Below are 16,771 nucleotides of genomic sequence, written 5' to 3' on the forward strand. Positions count from 1 at the left end.
TATGAGCACTTTATTAAGACAACATGCTGAACAGCAATTTGCAGAAGAACTTCACGAGTTGAAACAGAATGAAACAAATCCCGTTCCGGAGAATTGGGAGATGTCTCCGCAGTCAGTGGTTACCTACCTGATGGGCGGTAAATTGAAAAACGGATTTGAAGTTTCTCCTAAATATATAGGTAACCGTCGTCTGATGGAAATAGCTGTGGCAACCCTTGTCACCGACCGTGCGCTACTACTTTACGGACTGCCCGGAACTGCAAAAAGCTGGGTGAGCGAGCATATTGCCGCTGCTATTTCCGGTGATTCCACTTTGATAGTGCAGGGGACGGCCGGCACCGGTGAAGAAGCGATCCGTTATGGGTGGAACTATGCCCGTTTGCTGGCGGAAGGTCCGAGTGTGGGGGCATTGGTGCAAACTCCGGTAATGAAAGCTATGCAGGAAGGTAAGATAGGCCGTATTGAGGAGCTGACACGCATCGGTTCCGATGTGCAGGATACACTGATCACCATTCTTTCTGAAAAGACATTGCCCATCCCGGAGCTGAATACAGAAGTACAGGCAATCCGCGGTTTCAATATCATCGCTACTGCTAATAATCGGGATAAGGGAGTCAATGATCTGTCAAGCGCCTTGAAGCGCCGTTTCAATACGGTCATTCTTCCCTTGCCGGATTCTATTGATGAAGAAATAGATATTGTGCGCCGACGGGTAGAGAGCTTTGAGAAAGTAATGCAGCTCCCGGCTGAGAAGCCTGCTCTGGAGGAGATTCGCCGTGTCGTTACTATCTTCCGTGAACTTCGTCAGGGTGCTACTGCTGACGGTAAGACGAAACTGAAGACTCCGAGCGGAACGCTTAGCACGGCAGAGGCTATTTCGGTGGTAAACAATGGACTGGCGATGGCAGGTTATTTCGGTGACGGAGAAATTCATGCCGAAGATCTCGTATCCGGTATTTTGGGGGCAGTGGTCAAAGACCCCGTACAGGATAAAGTCGTTTGGCAGGAATATATGGAAACGGTCGTGAAGAATCGGGATGGCTGGAAAGATATTTACCGTGCTTCAAGGGATATGATTTAAAAAGAAAGGAAGAAATGGCTATTCATTTACTAGGCATCAGGCATCACGGTCCCGGCTCGTGCCGCAATGTGCTGAACTACTTGCAGGAACTGCAACCGGATCTGATTCTGGTAGAAGGTCCGGCAGAAGCTGAAGCGCTGCTGCCCTGTGTGGAAAATCCGCAGATGACGCCTCCGGTAGCTTTGCTGGCATACCAGCCGGACGAGCCTCAGAATGCAGTGTTCTACCCTTTTGCGGAGTTCTCGCCCGAGTGGCAGGCGATACGTTATGCCGTACAGAACCGGATACCTTTCCGCTTTTTCGACTTGCCTCTGATCTATTCGCTGGCTCTTCGGACAGAAAAGACCTCTGAACAGGAGACGGAAACGACCGCTGAAGTCGCAGAAGCCGGCGACCCGTTCGACTGGCTGGCTCATGCCGCAGGATTTACTGATGGTGAATCCTGGTGGGAAACTATGATTGAACACCGGCAAGAACCTGCCGATATTTTTCAGGCGGTACAAGAGGCTGTGACTGCTCTTCGGGAAGAACTTCCAGGGCACACCTCTCCGCGTGACCTGATACGTGAAGCGTGGATGCGTAAAATGATACGTGCGGCACAGAAGGAGAATTTCGAACGCATTGTCGTCGTCTGTGGTGCATGGCATGTACCCGCACTGGACGATATGCCCAAAGTAAAGGACGATAATGAACTACTGAAGGGACTTCCCAAAGTAAAGGTAGAATGTACATGGATTCCGTGGACGTATGACCGGCTTGCTTTCCGTAGCGGGTACGGTGCGGGAATCGAATCTCCGGGCTGGTATCATTATCTCTGGCATCATCCCAAGGATGATGGCACGCTTTGGGTGAGCCGGATCGCCTCTCTGTTGCGGCAGAAGAATATGGATATCTCGGTAGCCCATGTTATTGAAACCGTCCGTCTGGCACAGGTGACGGCTGCTTTGAGAGATCTGCCTTATCCTTCTCTGAATGAATATAACGAAGCTGTCACTACGGTGATGGGCTTCGGAGATGATATTTTGTTGCAGATTATCAAAGAAGAACTGATCATCAGCAACCGCTTGGGAAGTGTACCTGATGACGTTCCCAAAGTACCTCTGCTGGTAGACGTGGAGAAAATACAAAAACGTCTGCGTGTTCCGTTCACCGCCGAGATCAAAGAACTGATATTAGACCTCCGCAAGCCGAACGATCTGGAGCGAAGTATCTTCTTCCATCGCCTGCAACTGCTGGGCATCGACTGGACTATCCTCGGACGGATAGACGGGAAAGGTACTTTCAAGGAAAAATGGACCTTGTATCACAAACCGGAACAGATCATCCAAATCATTGAACGGGCTATCTGGGGAAACACGGTGATGGAAGCTACGCAGAAATATCTGTTGAAACAGATGGCGGAGATTCAGCATATCCCGGAACTGACAGCTTTGTTGAGTACGGTCCTCCCCGCCGATCTTCCGGCGCTGGTGGAAGCGATGACCGTACAGTTGGACCGTCTTTCGGCTGCTTCTACCGATATTCTGGAAATGATGGAGGCGGTCCCCGATCTGGTGAATATCGTCCGTTACGGAAACGTGCGTGACCTTGATTTCTCGAAGGTCGGTGATATGCTCGAAGCCATGATTGCCCGTATTCTTGCGGGTGGTGTATTGGTGTGTATCAATATCGATGAAGAGGCTGCCGGTGATCTTCTGAATAAATTGGTTGCCACGGACTATGCGCTCTCCATTCTGAATCGGGAAGAACTGAACCTGATGTGGCGCAATTTCATCGGTCAGGTACGTTCTTCTGCCAATGTGCATCCGTTGTTGTCCGGTTATGCTACCCGTCTGCTGAATGACAAAGGGGAAATCTCCGCAGAGGAGATGGAGACGACACTTAGTTTTTATTCTTCTGTTGGCAATGCTCCGGCAGATATGGCATACTGGTTCGAAGGCTTTTTGCGTTCATCCGGTTCGATCCTGTTGCTGGACGACCGTCTCTGGAATTTGGTGAATAACTGGGTATGTTCGCAGGACAAAGACACATTTATGGAGCTGTTGCCTGTATTGAGGCGTACTTTCAGCGAATTTACCTCTGCCGAACGCCGTAAGCTGGGTGAGAAAGCCCGTCGTACGGATTCTACGGGCACATCATCTGCCGTAGGAGCTTCGGTAACGGAGAATGAGTGTCTGAATCGGGAAGAAGCAAAGAAGGTAATCCCCGTGATTCGTCAATTATTGGGACTGGAAACAAAGTAAAGGAAAGAAGATGGAAGAAGAATTACTGAAAAGGTGGCGTCTGATACTGGGCGGCGATGAGGCTGACGGTACAGGCGTGACATTGAATCTGGAAGAACAGCGGATAGACCATTCTCTGGAAGCTGTATATGATAGTGACAGAAGAGGGGGGCTGGGTTCCTCGGCTCCCAAAGTAAGCCGATGGCTTGGAGATATCCGTGAGTTCTTTCCGCAGACAGTGGTACAAGTGATTCAGCGGGATGCTATAAAACGTCTGAATCTGACTAGTCTGCTTACCGAAAAAGAAATGCTGGAAACGGTCGTCCCCGATGTTCATCTGGTTGCCACCCTGATGTCGTTAAGCCGGGTGATTCCTGAAAAGAATAAGGAGATGGCACGCCAGGTAGTCCGCAAGGTGGTTGAGGAGTTGCTTCGCAAACTGTCGGCTCCTACGCAACAGGCGGTAACCGGTGCTTTGAACCGTTCCAGCCGTCGCAGGAACCCGCGTTACAATGAGATAGATTGGAAAACGACCATTACCAAGAACCTGAAAAACTACCAACCGGACTATAAGACGATTATTCCCGAAATCCGTATTGGTTACGGGCGTAAACGGAAAGCGATGAAAGACATTATCCTGTGTCTGGATCAAAGCGGTTCTATGGGGACGTCGGTCATTTATTCCGGCATATTCGGTTCTGTGTTGGCATCCATTCCGGCGGTATCTACCCGTATGGTGGTTTTTGATACAGCAGTCGTTGATCTGACGGATGATTTGCAAGATCCCGTGGATCTGCTTTTCGGGGTACAGCTCGGGGGAGGAACCGATATAGCCCGTGCGCTGACTTATTGTCAGGGAGTCATTACCCGTCCGCAGGACACGGTGATGGTGTTGGTGACTGACCTTTACGAAGGAGGAGACTCCAGAGAAATGAGAAAGAAATTTGTCTCGTTGGTCAATAGCGGTGTGCAGTTGATTGTTCTTCCGGCGTTGAACGATGACGGTGCTCCGTCCTACGACAAGGGGCATGCTGAGTTTCTCGCTTCCATAGGAGTGCCGACATTTGCCTGTACTCCAGATAAGTTTCCGGACCTTATGGCGGCTGCTTTGAGTAAACAGGACATTGGAATGTGGGTTTCTCAGAATGTAAAGAGTGAATGACAGCTATTGGATAGAAAAGAAAGAAGGCTGTCCCTCATAGCGAAGGACAGCCTTTCTTAGCTTATATAAATGTAAGGGGATTGCTAATTACAGAGCACCTACTTCTTTCAAAGCGGCGTTTGTTCCGTGAACAGCTTTTGCGCTGGCAGCGAACTTAGCTTTTTCGTCAGCGTTCAGATCCAGTTCAACGATCTTTTCGATACCGTTCTTGCCAAGGATTACAGGAACACCGATGCAAATGTCTGATTCACCGTATTCTCCCTCCAGATATACTGAACAAGGGATCATCTTCTTTTGGTCGTGAAGGATAGATTCAACTACGAATGCTCCTGCTGCCCCCGGTGCATACCATGCAGAAGTACCCAGCAACTTAGTCAGAGTAGCACCACCTACCATAGTAGCAGCAGCCACTTCGTTCAGTTTTTCTTCAGAGATGAAGTTAGTTACAGGCATACCTTTGTAAGTAGCGAAGCGAGTCAAAGGAATCATAGTAGTATCACCGTGACCACCGATAACCATACCTTCTACTTCGTTGGCGTTGCAGCCCAAAGCCTGAGACAAGAAATATTTGAAACGAGAGCTGTCCAGTGCGCCACCCATACCGATGATGCGGTTCTTCGGCAAGCCCAGAGCTTTCAATGACAGGTAAGTCATTGTATCCATCGGGTTAGAGATAACAACAAGGATTGCATTGGGAGAATATTTCAAGATGTTTTCTGCCACTGATTTAACGATACCAGCGTTTACACCGATCAGTTCTTCGCGAGTCATACCCGGTTTACGAGGAATACCTGAAGTAATTACAACAACGTCAGAGTTAGCAGTCTGAGCATAGTCGTTAGTGCAGCCTACTACAGTTGTGTCGAAACCCAACAGTTGAGCTGTCTGCATCATATCCATTGCTTTACCTTCTGAAACGCCTTCTTTAACGTCCAGCATTACTACTTCGTCTGCTACTTCATTGAAAGCAAGTACATTTGCACATGTAGCACCTACGTTACCTGCGCCTACTACGGTTACTTTTGACATAATACTATATATTTAAAAAGTTGATAATTTATTTCATGCTTTTTAGCGCGACAAAATTACAACGATAATCCTAATTAAAGAAATTTTTCCGTAATAATTTTCGTTAAAGAAAATGCCCAAGACTATGTTACTCTGTTACGAAATGATTACTTTTGTGCCCGTTATCGATTAACAATTGGAACTATGAACAAAAAAAGCCTTCTTATTGCAGCTGTAGCTGTTTTGGTGATAGCGATTATCGGCATCACTTATTTGTTGTTTACTGAAAAGAAAGCCAATCGCGAGCTGGTACAGGAATTTCAGTTGGATAAGGAAGATTTGGAGAATGAGTATAGCCAGTTTGTGCAAAAGTATGATGAGTTAAAGTTTACGGTAACTAATGACTCTCTCGCACTGTTGCTGGAGCAGGAACAATTGAAAACTCAACGATTGCTCGAAGAACTCCGTACCGTGAAAAGCTCGAATGCAACGGAAATCCGTCGTTTGAAAAAGGAGCTTGCCACTTTGCGTAAGATATTGGTAGGCTACGTCAATCAGATAGACTCACTGGACAGAATCAATAAGCGCCAGCAACAGGTGATTGCAGACGTTACTCAGAAATACAACACTGCTTCACAGCAAATCAGTACACTTTCCAAAGAAAAGGAGAATCTGGATAAGAAGGTGACACTGGCTGCCCAGCTCGATGTGACCAATATCCGTATCGAACCGCGCAATAAACGGGGGAAGGTTGCAAAGAAAGTGAAAGACATCGTGAAGCTGGCTATCAGCTTTACAGTCGTGAAGAATATTACGGCAGAGAATGGCGAACGTACCATCTATATACGTATCACCAAACCGGATAATGACGCACTGACCAAGAGTGCATCCAACACTTTCTCTTACGAAAACCGTACACTGACTTACTCCATCAAAAAGTATATCGAATACAACGGTGAGGAACAGAACGTGAATGTATTCTGGGATGTGGAAGAGTTTTTGTATGCCGGAAACTATCGTTTGGATATCTTCGAGGGCGGAAATCTGATCGGCTCTCAGAAGTTTACGCTGGACTAACCGATATAAATTCAAGAAAAAAATGCGCCAATAAGCAGTAAAAGGCTTTTTGGCGCATTTTTCTATTAGAAAAAGGTTAACTTTGTGAAAACTAATAGAATAATACGTATGAAAAAGCACTTGACTCAGCTACTGCTATCATTACTGTTTCTGGTGGTGACAGCCATGACTTGCGATGAACAGGATTTGGCTGAACCGATAGACATCTCCTGTACTTTGAAAGAAGTGGAGTTATATCATTGGGATAATGCAGGTGAGAAACCTAAGGAGGCTCTTGATAACAAAGTTCTCAAAGAAGCTTATATGATGGAGATTCGTTTGCTGACAGATGCGGGGGAAAAAGATCCGGAATCTTATGACGCCGATCATTATCTTCGCCATGTATTATCGGATGGCATCAAAAAGATTCAGATATTTACGGAAACAGCTTTTAATGAAGAATTTCCCGCAGGAGCAGAAGTCACTTCCTGCTTTTATGACTATCCAAAGACGTTTGTTAAAGATCAGCAGACAGATTATACTGTTAATGGAGGGGTTATATCCATGATAGATGAAGTAAACAAGATATATAAGGCGTTATTGACCATTCCCCAATCAGGCGGAGAGTTCCGTTTTCGTGTAGTGCTGACAATGGAAAGCGGTGAAACGGTTGAACGGCTGAGCGATCCGGTTACTTTCTATTAAATCTGCTGTCTATGAAGAAAATACATTTATTAGCCATGCTATTGTTTACTGCATGTGTTGTGCCTGTATCGCAGGCACAGGAAAGTCTGTTTCTTAAAGATCCATCTACCAAGAATAAGTTGCTACAGTTAGACTTGGATGTGGGAACCTGTTTTGACCAGGCTTATCGGGGGAAGGGAAATATGTACACTGCAATGTCGGACCGGAAATCTGTGTTTCCTGCTATCAACCTTCGTTTGCAACATTTCTTTTCGCGTAAATGGGGATGGTATACGAATATCCGTTTGGGGATTCCCGTGAAATATAGGCGGGATTGTTATACTGAATTAGTCCATGCAGTCGAAGCGGATTACTATGTGAATAATCTCATACCGGGAACGCAAAAACCGGACGTTAATCCCTGTCTGGATTTTGGTGTTGCTTATCGCTTTGAAAATTCCCATTGGGCTTTTTATCCTCGTTTGGGGATTGGTGTGAATAGCATTTCCTATCAGCGTGTTTGTGCGGAACTAAAGAAAAAAGGAGGAAATGAATTATATAAGATAGAGTATAGAGGGGATGATGAAAGTAACTATGGTAGTGAGAGTATCGATGCTTTTATTCTTTCGGCAGGTATTACCGCCAACTATAAGCTCAGTCGAAATTGTTTTTTACTGTTGAATGTCAATTATATACAGCCATTGGGGAGATTTACTTATCGTAAATATGTAACAAACCTTTATACGGGAGAAAAGGTGGAGAGAGGAGCCTATAAAAGTTCTACATTCGCCCGTGCTCTGAATGTAAGTGTCGGATTCGGATTCCCTTTTTATCTGGGAAGAAAGACTAATAGAAAATCACCGCATAGAGAAAGAACCAGGCAGCTGATGGAACAGAAACGGAAAGCATACGGGTTGTTTCCGGGAAATAAGTAGCCATTTAATCATTTCTTTGCAATGATGAGCGAATAGAATTTAGCCTTTATACAAAGTTTGAAAAAGAAAAAATTCTGCCATCCGTAACAATTGGATTAACATTCTTATGATATACTTACGTGTCAGCTAGTCTCTCTATAAAAATAAAAACTATAAATTGCTGTCATCTGTCACTTTGTTGGGGGTAATATCTTGAATATGAGTGATTAATGAGGTGACGGCAGTAGGTGACGGCAGTGTGACGGCAAATTTTGCTGTCACACTGCCTTGTTTTCAATGGTTCCTTATGGTCTGTTTGTTGTTCTATATAGAGCTTTTTAGTTTCTCCCGTTTGAAACTTTTGTTTCTCCAGCTTGGAACTAAAGTTTCATCAGCTTGAAACTAAAGTTTCAAAGCCTTGAAACCAAAGTTTCGGACGCTTGAAAACATTGGTTCCAGCGTATGGAAACTTATTATACTAGAGTGTTCATTATGTGTCGGACAGAATAGGAATAATTATAAAATATGGGGTGAGATGTTTTTCTAAAAAGGTTACTGTGAAGTACCCGAATGGGGATAAACCCTTTATAGCATGTTTATGTTTCCCACAACATGCTTGTTGCTTATATAAACGGAATCTCCTGGATGCCCGTTTTATATAATTGTTTGTTTTTGTTTAAGTACATTCTGTCCTGGTGAGGAAGGATGTACTTTTTTGTGTCCGAAGGTCCGGAATCTGATAGTCGCGAAGGTCCGGTCGAAAGATCAACGCCTTCCGTCCGCTCCCCACATCATCTTGCTGCGGAGGGTATCGAAGAAAATATGATTGAACCGTTTCACTACTTTTATACTGTAGTCTGCCCGGCGAATGGTCAGCTGAGTCGTCTCCTTGCACGTTTCGCTGCTGCCGTCGATGGCAACGAGGAAGTTATGGCTGCGGCTTTCCACGTCCAGCGTGATTTCCCAGTCGTCACGAATGACGATAGGACGGACGTTGAGGCTGTGCGGAGCTACCGGGGTAATGGCGATCGTATTGGAATGAGGAACGATGATCGGGCCGCCTACGCTTAATGAATACGCAGTAGAGCCGGTAGGAGTGGCAATCACCAGGCCGTCTGCCTGATACGTATTCAGATAAGCACCGTTGATCGCAGTGCGGATGCTGATCATGGAAGAACTGTCCCGCTTGAGCACCGCAATTTCGTTGAGGGCATAGGGCGATTCCTGAAGATTTCTGTCATTGCAGATAAGCTGCAATACACTTCGTTCCTCCACACTGTATCTGCCTGCCCGAATCTCTTCGAAAGTCACCTCCATCTCTTCGGGTGAAACATCGGCAAGAAATCCCAGTCGCCCTGTGTTGATGCCGAGAATGGGGATTTGTTTTCTACCCACCCGGCGAGCAGCTTTCAGAAATGTGCCGTCGCCTCCGATGCTGATAACCATATCGGCTGTGAAGTCGTTGCCTTCGAGCAGGGCGTCGACAGGCACTTCCATTTTTAAATCTGCCGTCAGGAACTGGTAAAACTCCCGGCACATACAGATTTCCGCTCCCTGCTTCTTGAGAAGCTCGAACAGTCTGAGTGCATGCAAAGACTTTTTAGGCTGATACGTATTTCCGAAAATGGCAAATTTCATAAGCTGTTTCATTAGTTTCGGTTGCAAAATTGGCATTTTTTCTTGGATTTCTACTTTAAATAACCAAAAAAGAACTGAGAATGCGTTTCGTATTATTAGGCAACTAATAATAATATTTGTATTTTTGCGGCAAATATTGCGTAAAACTATGACTAAATTAAGTGTAAACATAAACAAGGTTGCTACATTGAGAAATGCACGCGGAGGGGATATCCCCAATGTGGTGAAGGTAGCACTTGATTGTGAAGCTTTCGGGGCTGACGGTATTACTGTTCATCCCCGTCCCGACGAACGCCACATCCGCCGGGCAGATGTATATGATCTGCGTCCGTTGTTGCGGACCGAATTCAATATCGAGGGCTACCCGTCGCCGGAGTTTATAGACCTGGTATTGAAAGTGAAACCTCATCAGGTGACGCTGGTTCCTGACGATCCTTCGCAGATTACTTCCAACTCCGGTTGGGATACAAAAGCAAATCTGGAATTTCTGTCGGAAGTTCTCGATCAGTTCAACAGCGCGGGCATCCGTACTTCCGTCTTTGTTGCCGCCGACCCGGAGATGGTGGAATATGCGGCAAAAGCAGGTGCCGACCGTGTGGAACTTTATACGGAACCCTATGCTACGGCATATCCGAAGAATCCGGAAGCGGCTGTTGCCCCATTTGTGGAAGCAGCCAAAACAGCCCGCAAGCTGGGCATCGGCTTGAACGCCGGACACGACTTGAGTCTTGTGAATTTAAACTATTTCTATAAAAACATTCCTTGGGTGGACGAAGTATCCATAGGTCATGCCTTGATCAGCGACGCATTGTATCTGGGACTGGAACGTACTATTCAGGAATATAAAAACTGTCTACGCTAATGAATGTATTGATGTTATTGGCCCAGGGTGCCATGAATATGGCCGACTCGCTGGCAACTGCCAACCCGGTGCTGACTCCGGTCAGCGCTCCCGAGATGAATATGCTTGATATGGCTATCAAGGGTGGTTGGATTATGATTGTACTGGGTGTACTGTCTGTAGTCTGTTTCTACATCTTATTTGAACGTAACTATATGATCCGTAAAGCGGGAAAAGAAGACCCGATGTTCATGGAACGGATCAAGGATTATATCCATAGCGGTGAAATCAAAGCGGCCATCCAGTATTGCCGCACGATGAACACTCCTTCGGCACGCATGATTGAAAAAGGAATCAGCCGTCTGGGACGTCCCATCAACGATGTGCAGGTAGCCATCGAGAATGTCGGTAATCTGGAAGTTGCCAAACTGGAAAAAGGCCTGACCGTCATGGCAACAATCTCCGGTGGTGCTCCGATGCTCGGATTCCTCGGTACGGTGACCGGTATGGTACGCGCATTCTACGAAATGGCGAATGCGGGAAGCGGAAACATCGATATAACCTTGCTTTCCGGCGGTATCTACGAAGCCATGATCACCACCGTAGGCGGTCTGATCGTGGGTATCATCGCCATGTTTGCTTACAACTACCTGGTGATGCTGGTAGACCGTGTAGTAAACAAAATGGAAGCTCGTACGATGGAATTTATGGATCTCTTGAACGAGCCTGCCCAAAAGTAACCCTGAGACGTTAATCACTATCATTAACCACTAATCAATAATAAAGTGGGATTAAAAAGAAGAAATAGAGTATCGCCCAATTTCAGTATGGCATCCATGACGGACGTCATCTTCCTGCTGCTGATATTCTTTATGATTACCTCTACGGTGGTGTCGCCCAATGCCATAAAGGTGTTGTTGCCGCAAGGCAAACAACAGACTTCGGCCAAACCGCTGACAAGAGTCGTGATCGATAAAGACCTGAACTTCTACGCTGCTTTCGGCAATGAGAAGGAAAAGCCGCTGTCGTTGGACGAACTGACTCCGTTCCTGCAAGGTTGCGCGGAGAAAGAACCGGAGATGTATGTGGCATTGTATGCAGATGAGTCGGTGCCTTACCGTGAAATCGTGCGGGTGCTGAACATTGCGAATGAGAATCATTTTAAAATGGTGCTGGCTACACGCCCGCCGGAAAACAAATAAAGTAAGTAGTTGCTACTTAACTACTAAAAAAAAGAAACAATTATGGACGACAGAAGAAAAAAGGGTGAATTCGTCGGCGCGCTGGGTGCACTGTTGGTACACGTGGCAGTGATAGCTCTTTTGATTCTGGTGAGCTTTACGGTTCCCCAGCCGGATGAAGACGCAGGCGGCGTACCTGTGATGCTGGGAAATGTGGAGTCTGCCCGAGGCTTTGACGACCCTTCGCTGGTGGACGTGGATATACTGCCCGAAGAACCGGAAGCACCTGCACCTGCGGAAACGCAGCCGGAACTGCCCTCGGAACAGGATCTGCTGACACAGACCGAAGAAGAAACGGTAGTGCTGAAACCGAAAACGGAACCTAAAAAGGAGACCGTGAAACCCAAAGAGGTAGTGAAGCCCAAAGAACCGGTGAAGAAACCCGAAAAGACAGAGGCAGAGAAAGCTGCCGAAGCGAAACGTCTTGCCGAAGAAAAAGCGGAACGTGAACGGAAAGCCGCCGAAGAAGCTGCGAAGAAAAAGGTTGCCAACGCTTTCGGAAAGGGAGCGCAGATGGGAGGCAGCAAAGGTACTTCCGCCAGCGGCACGGGAACAGAAGGCAGCAAGGACGGCAATTCATCCACCGGAGCGAAGACCGGAACCGGAGGTTACGGAACATTTGATCTTGGCGGACGTTCTTTAGGTACGGGCAGTCTGCCAAAGCCTGCCTATAATGTGCCCGAAGAAGGACGTGTGGTAGTCAATATCACCGTGAATCCGGCGGGAGTAGTCATTGGAACCAGTATCAATCCTCAAACGAACACCGTGAACTCCACCCTGCGGAAGGCAGCGGAAGACGCGGCGAAGAAGGCTCGCTTCAACACCGTGGAAGGACCGAACAACCAGACTGGAACCATCACTTATTATTTTAACCTGAGATAGTATCACTAATCAAAAATATAGGATTATGGGAACTGTATATGCTTTTTTTGCAGATGGCTTTGAAGAAATAGAAGCCTTTACTGCTGTCGACACTTTGAGACGTGCCGGACTGAATGTGCAAATTGTATCTGTCACTCCGGATGAAATTGTAATGGGCGCTCACGATGTGTCATTGCTCTGTGATATAAACTTTGAAAACTGCGATTTTTTTGATGCCGATCTGCTGTTGTTGCCGGGAGGAATGCCGGGAGCGGCTACGCTCGATAAACATGAAGGGCTGCGAAAACTGCTTCTTGACTTTGCTGCCAAAGGAAAACCGATCGCAGCGATCTGCGCGGCTCCGATGGTATTGGGCAAATTAGGTTTGCTGAAAGGCCGGAAAGCCACTTGTTATCCCAGCTTCGAGCAATACCTGGAAGGTGCGGAATGTGTCAGTGAACCCGTAGTTCGGGACGGAAATATCATCACAGGTATGGGACCGGGCGCTGCTATGGAGTTTGCTCTGACCATCGTAGATCTGTTGGTCGGCAAAGAAAAAGTAGACGAACTGGTAGAAGCGATGTGTGTAAAACGCTAAGCTGTCTATGAAACAATCTGTGATTATTGTCGCCGGTGGAAAGGGCTTGCGAATGGGAAGCGATCTTCCCAAACAATTTCTTCCTGTCGGTGGCAAACCTGTGCTGATGCGTACGCTGGAAGCATTCCGCAAGTACGATGCGATGCTTCAGATTATTCTGGTACTTCCCCGTGAACAGCAGGACTTCTGGAAACAGCTTTGCGAAGAACATCATTTTTCGGTGGAACATCTTGTGGCAGATGGCGGCGAGACCCGTTTTCATTCGGTGAAGAACGGGCTGGCGCTTGTGGAGGCTCCCGGTCTGGTAGGAGTGCACGACGGAGTTCGCCCGTTTGTATCCCTTGAAGTGATTCGCCGGTGTTACAAGCTGGCGGAACAGCATAAAGCTGTGATTCCGGTGGTGGATGTAGTCGAAACGCTGCGTCATCTGACGGATGCCGGAAGCCAAACGGTGAGCCGTACTGAATATAAGTTAGTGCAGACTCCTCAGGTCTTTGAGGTGGAGTTGCTGAAACAGGCTTATGGACAGGAGTTTACTCCGTTCTTTACGGACGATGCTTCGGTGGTCGAAGCAATGGGCGTACCCGTACATCTGGCAGAAGGTAATCGTGAAAACATAAAAATAACAACTCCCTTTGACCTGAAGATCGGGAGTGCTCTCTTGTAAATGTTCGATTTAACCACACGCGACATCAAATTTATCTCCGGTGTAGGGCCTCAGAAGGCCGCAGTATTGAACAAGGAGTTGGAAATCTACTCGTTGTACGATCTGATTTATTATTTTCCTTATAAATATGTTGACCGGAGCCGCATCTATTACATTCACGAAATAGATGGCAATATGCCGTATATCCAGCTGAAAGGAGAGATTCTCGGCTTCGAGACGGTAGGCGAAGGGCGGCAACGGCGGCTGACGGCCCATTTCTCCGACGGAACGGGAATCGTCGACCTGGTGTGGTTTCAAGGCATCAAATATATATTAGGTAAGTATAAACTTCACGAAGAATACATCATCTTCGGTAAGCCTACCGTGTTTAACGGGCGTATCAATGTGGCACATCCCGACATCGATAAGCCGGATGATCTGAAACTTTCTTCCGTCGGACTGCAACCTTATTATAATACGACGGAGAAAATGAAACGGAGTTTTCTCAATTCGCATGCGATTGAGAAGATGATGGCTACAGTGATCCAGCAGATACAGGAACCGCTGCCGGAAACGCTTTCTCCCAAAATCCTGTCGGACCATCATCTGATGCCTCTGACGGAGGCACTCCGGAATATTCATTTCCCGACGAATCCCGATTCGCTGCGCAGGGCTCAGTATCGTCTTAAATTCGAAGAACTGTTCTACGTGCAGCTGAATATCCTCCGCTATGCGAAAGACCGCCAAAGACGATATCGTGGATATATCTTTGAACGGGTAGGGGATGTTTTCAATACTTTCTATTCGCAGAACCTTCCTTTTCAGTTGACGGGTGCACAGAAACGGGTACTGAAAGAAATAAGGAATGATGTGGGAAGCGGCCGGCAGATGAACCGTCTGCTTCAAGGAGACGTGGGTAGTGGTAAAACCTTGGTAGCATTGATGAGCATGCTGCTTGCACTGGACAACGGTTTTCAAGCGTGCATGATGGCTCCCACCGAAATTTTGGCGAACCAGCATTACGAGACAATCAAGGAACTGCTTTTCGGTATGGATATCCGTGTCGAACTGCTGACCGGATCTATCAAAGGAAAGAAGAGGGAAGCGATCCTGACCGGACTGCTGACGGGAGATGTGAAAATCCTGATAGGTACGCACGCGGTCATTGAAGATACGGTGAACTTCTCTTCTTTGGGACTGGTCGTTATTGACGAACAACACCGCTTCGGAGTGGCACAGCGTGCCCGCCTCTGGACGAAAAACATACAGCCGCCCCATGTGCTGGTGATGACCGCCACGCCTATTCCGCGTACACTGGCGATGACGTTGTATGGCGATCTGGATGTTTCTGTCATTGACGAGCTGCCGCCGGGACGGAAGCCGATAACCACCATTCATCAGTTTGACAACCGTCGGGAAAGTATGTATCGTGCCGTACGCAAGCAGATAGAAGAAGGACGGCAGGTATACATCGTCTATCCTTTAATAAAGGAAAGCGAGAAGATCGACCTCAAGAACCTGGAAGAAGGTTACCAGCATATCCTGGAAGAGTTTCCCGGCTGTACCGTTGCCAAAGTTCACGGCAAGATGAAGTCTGCGGAGAAAGATGAGCAGATGCAGCTCTTTATTTCCGGACAAGCTCAGATTATGGTTGCCACTACCGTGATCGAAGTCGGGGTGAATGTCCCCAATGCTTCTGTGATGATCATTGAGAATGCCGAACGCTTCGGACTTTCACAACTCCATCAGTTGCGCGGTCGGGTGGGACGGGGTGCTGAACAGTCTTATTGTATCCTTGTGACGAACTATAAACTGACCGAAGACACGCGGAAACGGCTGGAAATAATGGTGCGCACCAATGACGGCTTTGAAATAGCGGAAGCGGACTTGAAACTGCGCGGTCCCGGTGATTTGGAGGGGACGCAGCAAAGCGGCATTGCCTTCGATCTGAAGATTGCGAACCTTGCCCGTGACGGTCAGTTGTTGCAGTACGTCCGTTCGATAGCCGAAGATATCGTAGATAACGACCCGTCGGCTCAAAGTCCGGAGAACGAGATCTTGTGGCGGCAACTGAAATCTCTCCGGAAAACGAATGTTAACTGGGCGGCTATAAGTTGAAAAACGGTTAAACATGCAGTTTATTTGCGGGAATGTGTTGCAAAACATGTTTCGTTTCTATTCCTCCTATTTATAGGGCTTTAACGCCGCTTTTTCTGTTCTTTTCATCTCCGTACTTCTGAAAAATAGTTAATGACTTACTTGCCCTTTCATCGGAAAATACTATCTTTGGGGGAATTTTTTATAGTAAATGTATAGTTTAATCTTTTGAAAGTCACACATCATGATCGAAAAAACGCTGGTTATTTTGAAGCCGTGTACCCTTCAACGGGGATTGGTTGGTGAGATCACTCATCTCTTTGAACGTAAAGGACTACGGTTGGCCGGCATGAAAATGATGCAACTGACGGATGAATTATTAAGCGAACATTATGCCCACCTGAGCAGCAAGCCTTTCTTTCAGCGCGTGAAAGATTCGATGATGGCAACTCCTGTCATTGTTTGTTGTTATGAAGGTGTGGATGCTATTCAAGCAGTCCGTACGTTGGCGGGACCAACTAATGGACGTCTGGCTGCGCCGGGAACCATTCGTGGGGATTATAGTATGAGTTTTCAAGAAAACATCGTTCATACTTCCGATTCTCCGGAAACTGCGGCTATCGAATTAACGAGATTTTTTAAACCTGAAGAGATATTCGACTACAAACAGGCGACTTTTGACTACCTGTATGCGAACGACGAATATTAATTGAATTGACAAG

The 16,771-nt window shown here is 47.0% G+C and carries 16 protein-coding genes; 14 read left to right on the forward strand and 2 right to left on the reverse strand.

Annotated features, from left to right (window positions below):
- Position 1: 1 nt before the first annotated feature.
- Genes ACHLI0_RS17205 through ACHLI0_RS17215 form a run of 3 tightly spaced genes read left to right on the forward strand, consistent with a single transcriptional unit; the run spans position 2 to position 4,465 of the window.
- Positions 2 to 1,081 (forward strand): ATP-binding protein, encoded by a 1,080-nt coding sequence (locus tag ACHLI0_RS17205; protein WP_008760828.1) that lies wholly within the window; start codon positions 2 to 4, stop codon positions 1,079 to 1,081.
- Between the two features lie 14 nt (positions 1,082 to 1,095).
- Positions 1,096 to 3,324, forward strand: coding sequence for a DUF5682 family protein (locus ACHLI0_RS17210; RefSeq protein WP_490750167.1), 2,229 nt, complete (start codon positions 1,096 to 1,098; stop codon positions 3,322 to 3,324).
- 10 nt (positions 3,325 to 3,334) lie between these two features.
- Positions 3,335 to 4,465: a vWA domain-containing protein gene (locus ACHLI0_RS17215; RefSeq protein ID WP_010536536.1), complete on the forward strand. Its 1,131-nt coding sequence runs from the start codon at positions 3,335 to 3,337 to the stop codon at positions 4,463 to 4,465.
- 87 nt (positions 4,466 to 4,552) lie between these two features.
- Here the strand turns inward: ACHLI0_RS17215 and mdh are convergent, their stop codons facing one another.
- A complete protein-coding gene (gene mdh / locus ACHLI0_RS17220) occupies positions 4,553 to 5,494 on the reverse strand; it encodes a malate dehydrogenase (RefSeq protein WP_008760830.1) in 942 nt (313 codons plus the stop codon).
- Positions 5,495 to 5,677: 183 nt separating this feature from the next.
- On the opposite strand from mdh, the gene ACHLI0_RS17225 reads away from it, so the two are divergent.
- From ACHLI0_RS17225 to ACHLI0_RS17235, 3 genes are all read left to right on the forward strand, one after another.
- Positions 5,678 to 6,550 carry a DUF8429 coiled-coil domain-containing protein gene (locus ACHLI0_RS17225; protein ID WP_008764168.1) on the forward strand — a complete coding sequence of 291 codons (873 nt, stop codon included), beginning with the start codon at positions 5,678 to 5,680 and terminating at the stop codon, positions 6,548 to 6,550.
- Positions 6,551 to 6,658: 108 nt separating this feature from the next.
- On the forward strand, positions 6,659 to 7,234 hold the full coding sequence (locus ACHLI0_RS17230; RefSeq protein ID WP_008760832.1) for a DUF5034 domain-containing protein: 576 nt from the start codon (positions 6,659 to 6,661) through the stop codon (positions 7,232 to 7,234).
- A gap of 11 nt (positions 7,235 to 7,245) precedes the next feature.
- Positions 7,246 to 8,148, forward strand: a complete 903-nt coding sequence (locus tag ACHLI0_RS17235; RefSeq protein ID WP_117859985.1) for a hypothetical protein — start codon at positions 7,246 to 7,248, stop codon at positions 8,146 to 8,148.
- Between the two features lie 744 nt (positions 8,149 to 8,892).
- Here ACHLI0_RS17235 and ACHLI0_RS17240 read toward each other — a convergent pair.
- Positions 8,893 to 9,801 (reverse strand): NAD kinase, encoded by a 909-nt coding sequence (locus ACHLI0_RS17240; RefSeq protein ID WP_117859984.1) that lies wholly within the window; start codon positions 9,799 to 9,801, stop codon positions 8,893 to 8,895.
- 112 nt (positions 9,802 to 9,913) lie between these two features.
- Between ACHLI0_RS17240 and ACHLI0_RS17245 the strand changes: the two genes are divergently transcribed.
- The 8 genes from ACHLI0_RS17245 (at position 9,914) to ndk (ending at position 16,758) form a co-directional block, all read left to right on the forward strand.
- Positions 9,914 to 10,627, forward strand: coding sequence for a pyridoxine 5'-phosphate synthase (locus ACHLI0_RS17245; protein WP_048697017.1), 714 nt, complete (start codon positions 9,914 to 9,916; stop codon positions 10,625 to 10,627).
- Entirely contained in the window at positions 10,627 to 11,346 is a 720-nt protein-coding gene (locus ACHLI0_RS17250) for a MotA/TolQ/ExbB proton channel family protein (protein WP_008760839.1), read from the forward strand. The genes ACHLI0_RS17245 and ACHLI0_RS17250 overlap by 1 nt, the downstream gene beginning before the upstream one ends.
- Positions 11,347 to 11,391: 45 nt before the next feature.
- On the forward strand, positions 11,392 to 11,808 hold the full coding sequence (locus tag ACHLI0_RS17255; protein ID WP_008760840.1) for an ExbD/TolR family protein: 417 nt from the start codon (positions 11,392 to 11,394) through the stop codon (positions 11,806 to 11,808).
- A gap of 42 nt (positions 11,809 to 11,850) precedes the next feature.
- A complete protein-coding gene (locus ACHLI0_RS17260; protein ID WP_008760841.1) occupies positions 11,851 to 12,729 on the forward strand; it encodes a TonB family protein in 879 nt (292 codons plus the stop codon).
- A gap of 25 nt (positions 12,730 to 12,754) precedes the next feature.
- Positions 12,755 to 13,306, forward strand: a complete 552-nt coding sequence (locus tag ACHLI0_RS17265) for a DJ-1 family glyoxalase III (RefSeq protein WP_016269433.1) — start codon at positions 12,755 to 12,757, stop codon at positions 13,304 to 13,306.
- A 7-nt stretch (positions 13,307 to 13,313) separates the two neighbouring features.
- Positions 13,314 to 13,973, forward strand: a complete 660-nt coding sequence (locus tag ACHLI0_RS17270) for a 2-C-methyl-D-erythritol 4-phosphate cytidylyltransferase (RefSeq protein ID WP_490749757.1) — start codon at positions 13,314 to 13,316, stop codon at positions 13,971 to 13,973.
- A complete protein-coding gene (gene recG / locus ACHLI0_RS17275; RefSeq protein ID WP_132062339.1) occupies positions 13,974 to 16,070 on the forward strand; it encodes an ATP-dependent DNA helicase RecG in 2,097 nt (698 codons plus the stop codon).
- Positions 16,071 to 16,293: 223 nt separating this feature from the next.
- The gene (gene ndk / locus ACHLI0_RS17280; protein ID WP_008760845.1) at positions 16,294 to 16,758 is read left to right on the forward strand and encodes a nucleoside-diphosphate kinase; all 465 of its coding nucleotides are present in this window, start codon (positions 16,294 to 16,296) and stop codon (positions 16,756 to 16,758) included.
- The last annotated feature ends 13 nt before the right edge of the window (positions 16,759 to 16,771 follow it).

The organism is Bacteroides sp. RCH18, assembly GCF_058231005.1.

What these genes read in the sequence shown, in the direction of transcription:
- mdh (WP_008760830.1), bottom strand. Translation starts at nt 5,494, where the DNA reads ATGTCAAAAGTAACCGTAGTAGGCGCAGGTAACGTAGGTGCTACATGT.
- recG (WP_132062339.1), top strand. Translation starts at nt 13,974, where the DNA reads ATGTTCGATTTAACCACACGCGACATCAAATTTATCTCCGGTGTAGGG.
- ACHLI0_RS17210 (WP_490750167.1), top strand. Translation starts at nt 1,096, where the DNA reads ATGGCTATTCATTTACTAGGCATCAGGCATCACGGTCCCGGCTCGTGC.
- ACHLI0_RS17260 (WP_008760841.1), top strand. Translation starts at nt 11,851, where the DNA reads ATGGACGACAGAAGAAAAAAGGGTGAATTCGTCGGCGCGCTGGGTGCA.
- ACHLI0_RS17265 (WP_016269433.1), top strand. Translation starts at nt 12,755, where the DNA reads ATGGGAACTGTATATGCTTTTTTTGCAGATGGCTTTGAAGAAATAGAA.
- ACHLI0_RS17240 (WP_117859984.1), bottom strand. Translation starts at nt 9,801, where the DNA reads ATGCCAATTTTGCAACCGAAACTAATGAAACAGCTTATGAAATTTGCC.
- ACHLI0_RS17230 (WP_008760832.1), top strand. Translation starts at nt 6,659, where the DNA reads ATGAAAAAGCACTTGACTCAGCTACTGCTATCATTACTGTTTCTGGTG.
- ACHLI0_RS17270 (WP_490749757.1), top strand. Translation starts at nt 13,314, where the DNA reads ATGAAACAATCTGTGATTATTGTCGCCGGTGGAAAGGGCTTGCGAATG.
- ndk (WP_008760845.1), top strand. Translation starts at nt 16,294, where the DNA reads ATGATCGAAAAAACGCTGGTTATTTTGAAGCCGTGTACCCTTCAACGG.
- ACHLI0_RS17235 (WP_117859985.1), top strand. Translation starts at nt 7,246, where the DNA reads ATGAAGAAAATACATTTATTAGCCATGCTATTGTTTACTGCATGTGTT.
- ACHLI0_RS17225 (WP_008764168.1), top strand. Translation starts at nt 5,678, where the DNA reads ATGAACAAAAAAAGCCTTCTTATTGCAGCTGTAGCTGTTTTGGTGATA.
- ACHLI0_RS17245 (WP_048697017.1), top strand. Translation starts at nt 9,914, where the DNA reads ATGACTAAATTAAGTGTAAACATAAACAAGGTTGCTACATTGAGAAAT.
- ACHLI0_RS17215 (WP_010536536.1), top strand. Translation starts at nt 3,335, where the DNA reads ATGGAAGAAGAATTACTGAAAAGGTGGCGTCTGATACTGGGCGGCGAT.
- ACHLI0_RS17250 (WP_008760839.1), top strand. Translation starts at nt 10,627, where the DNA reads ATGAATGTATTGATGTTATTGGCCCAGGGTGCCATGAATATGGCCGAC.
- ACHLI0_RS17205 (WP_008760828.1), top strand. Translation starts at nt 2, where the DNA reads ATGAGCACTTTATTAAGACAACATGCTGAACAGCAATTTGCAGAAGAA.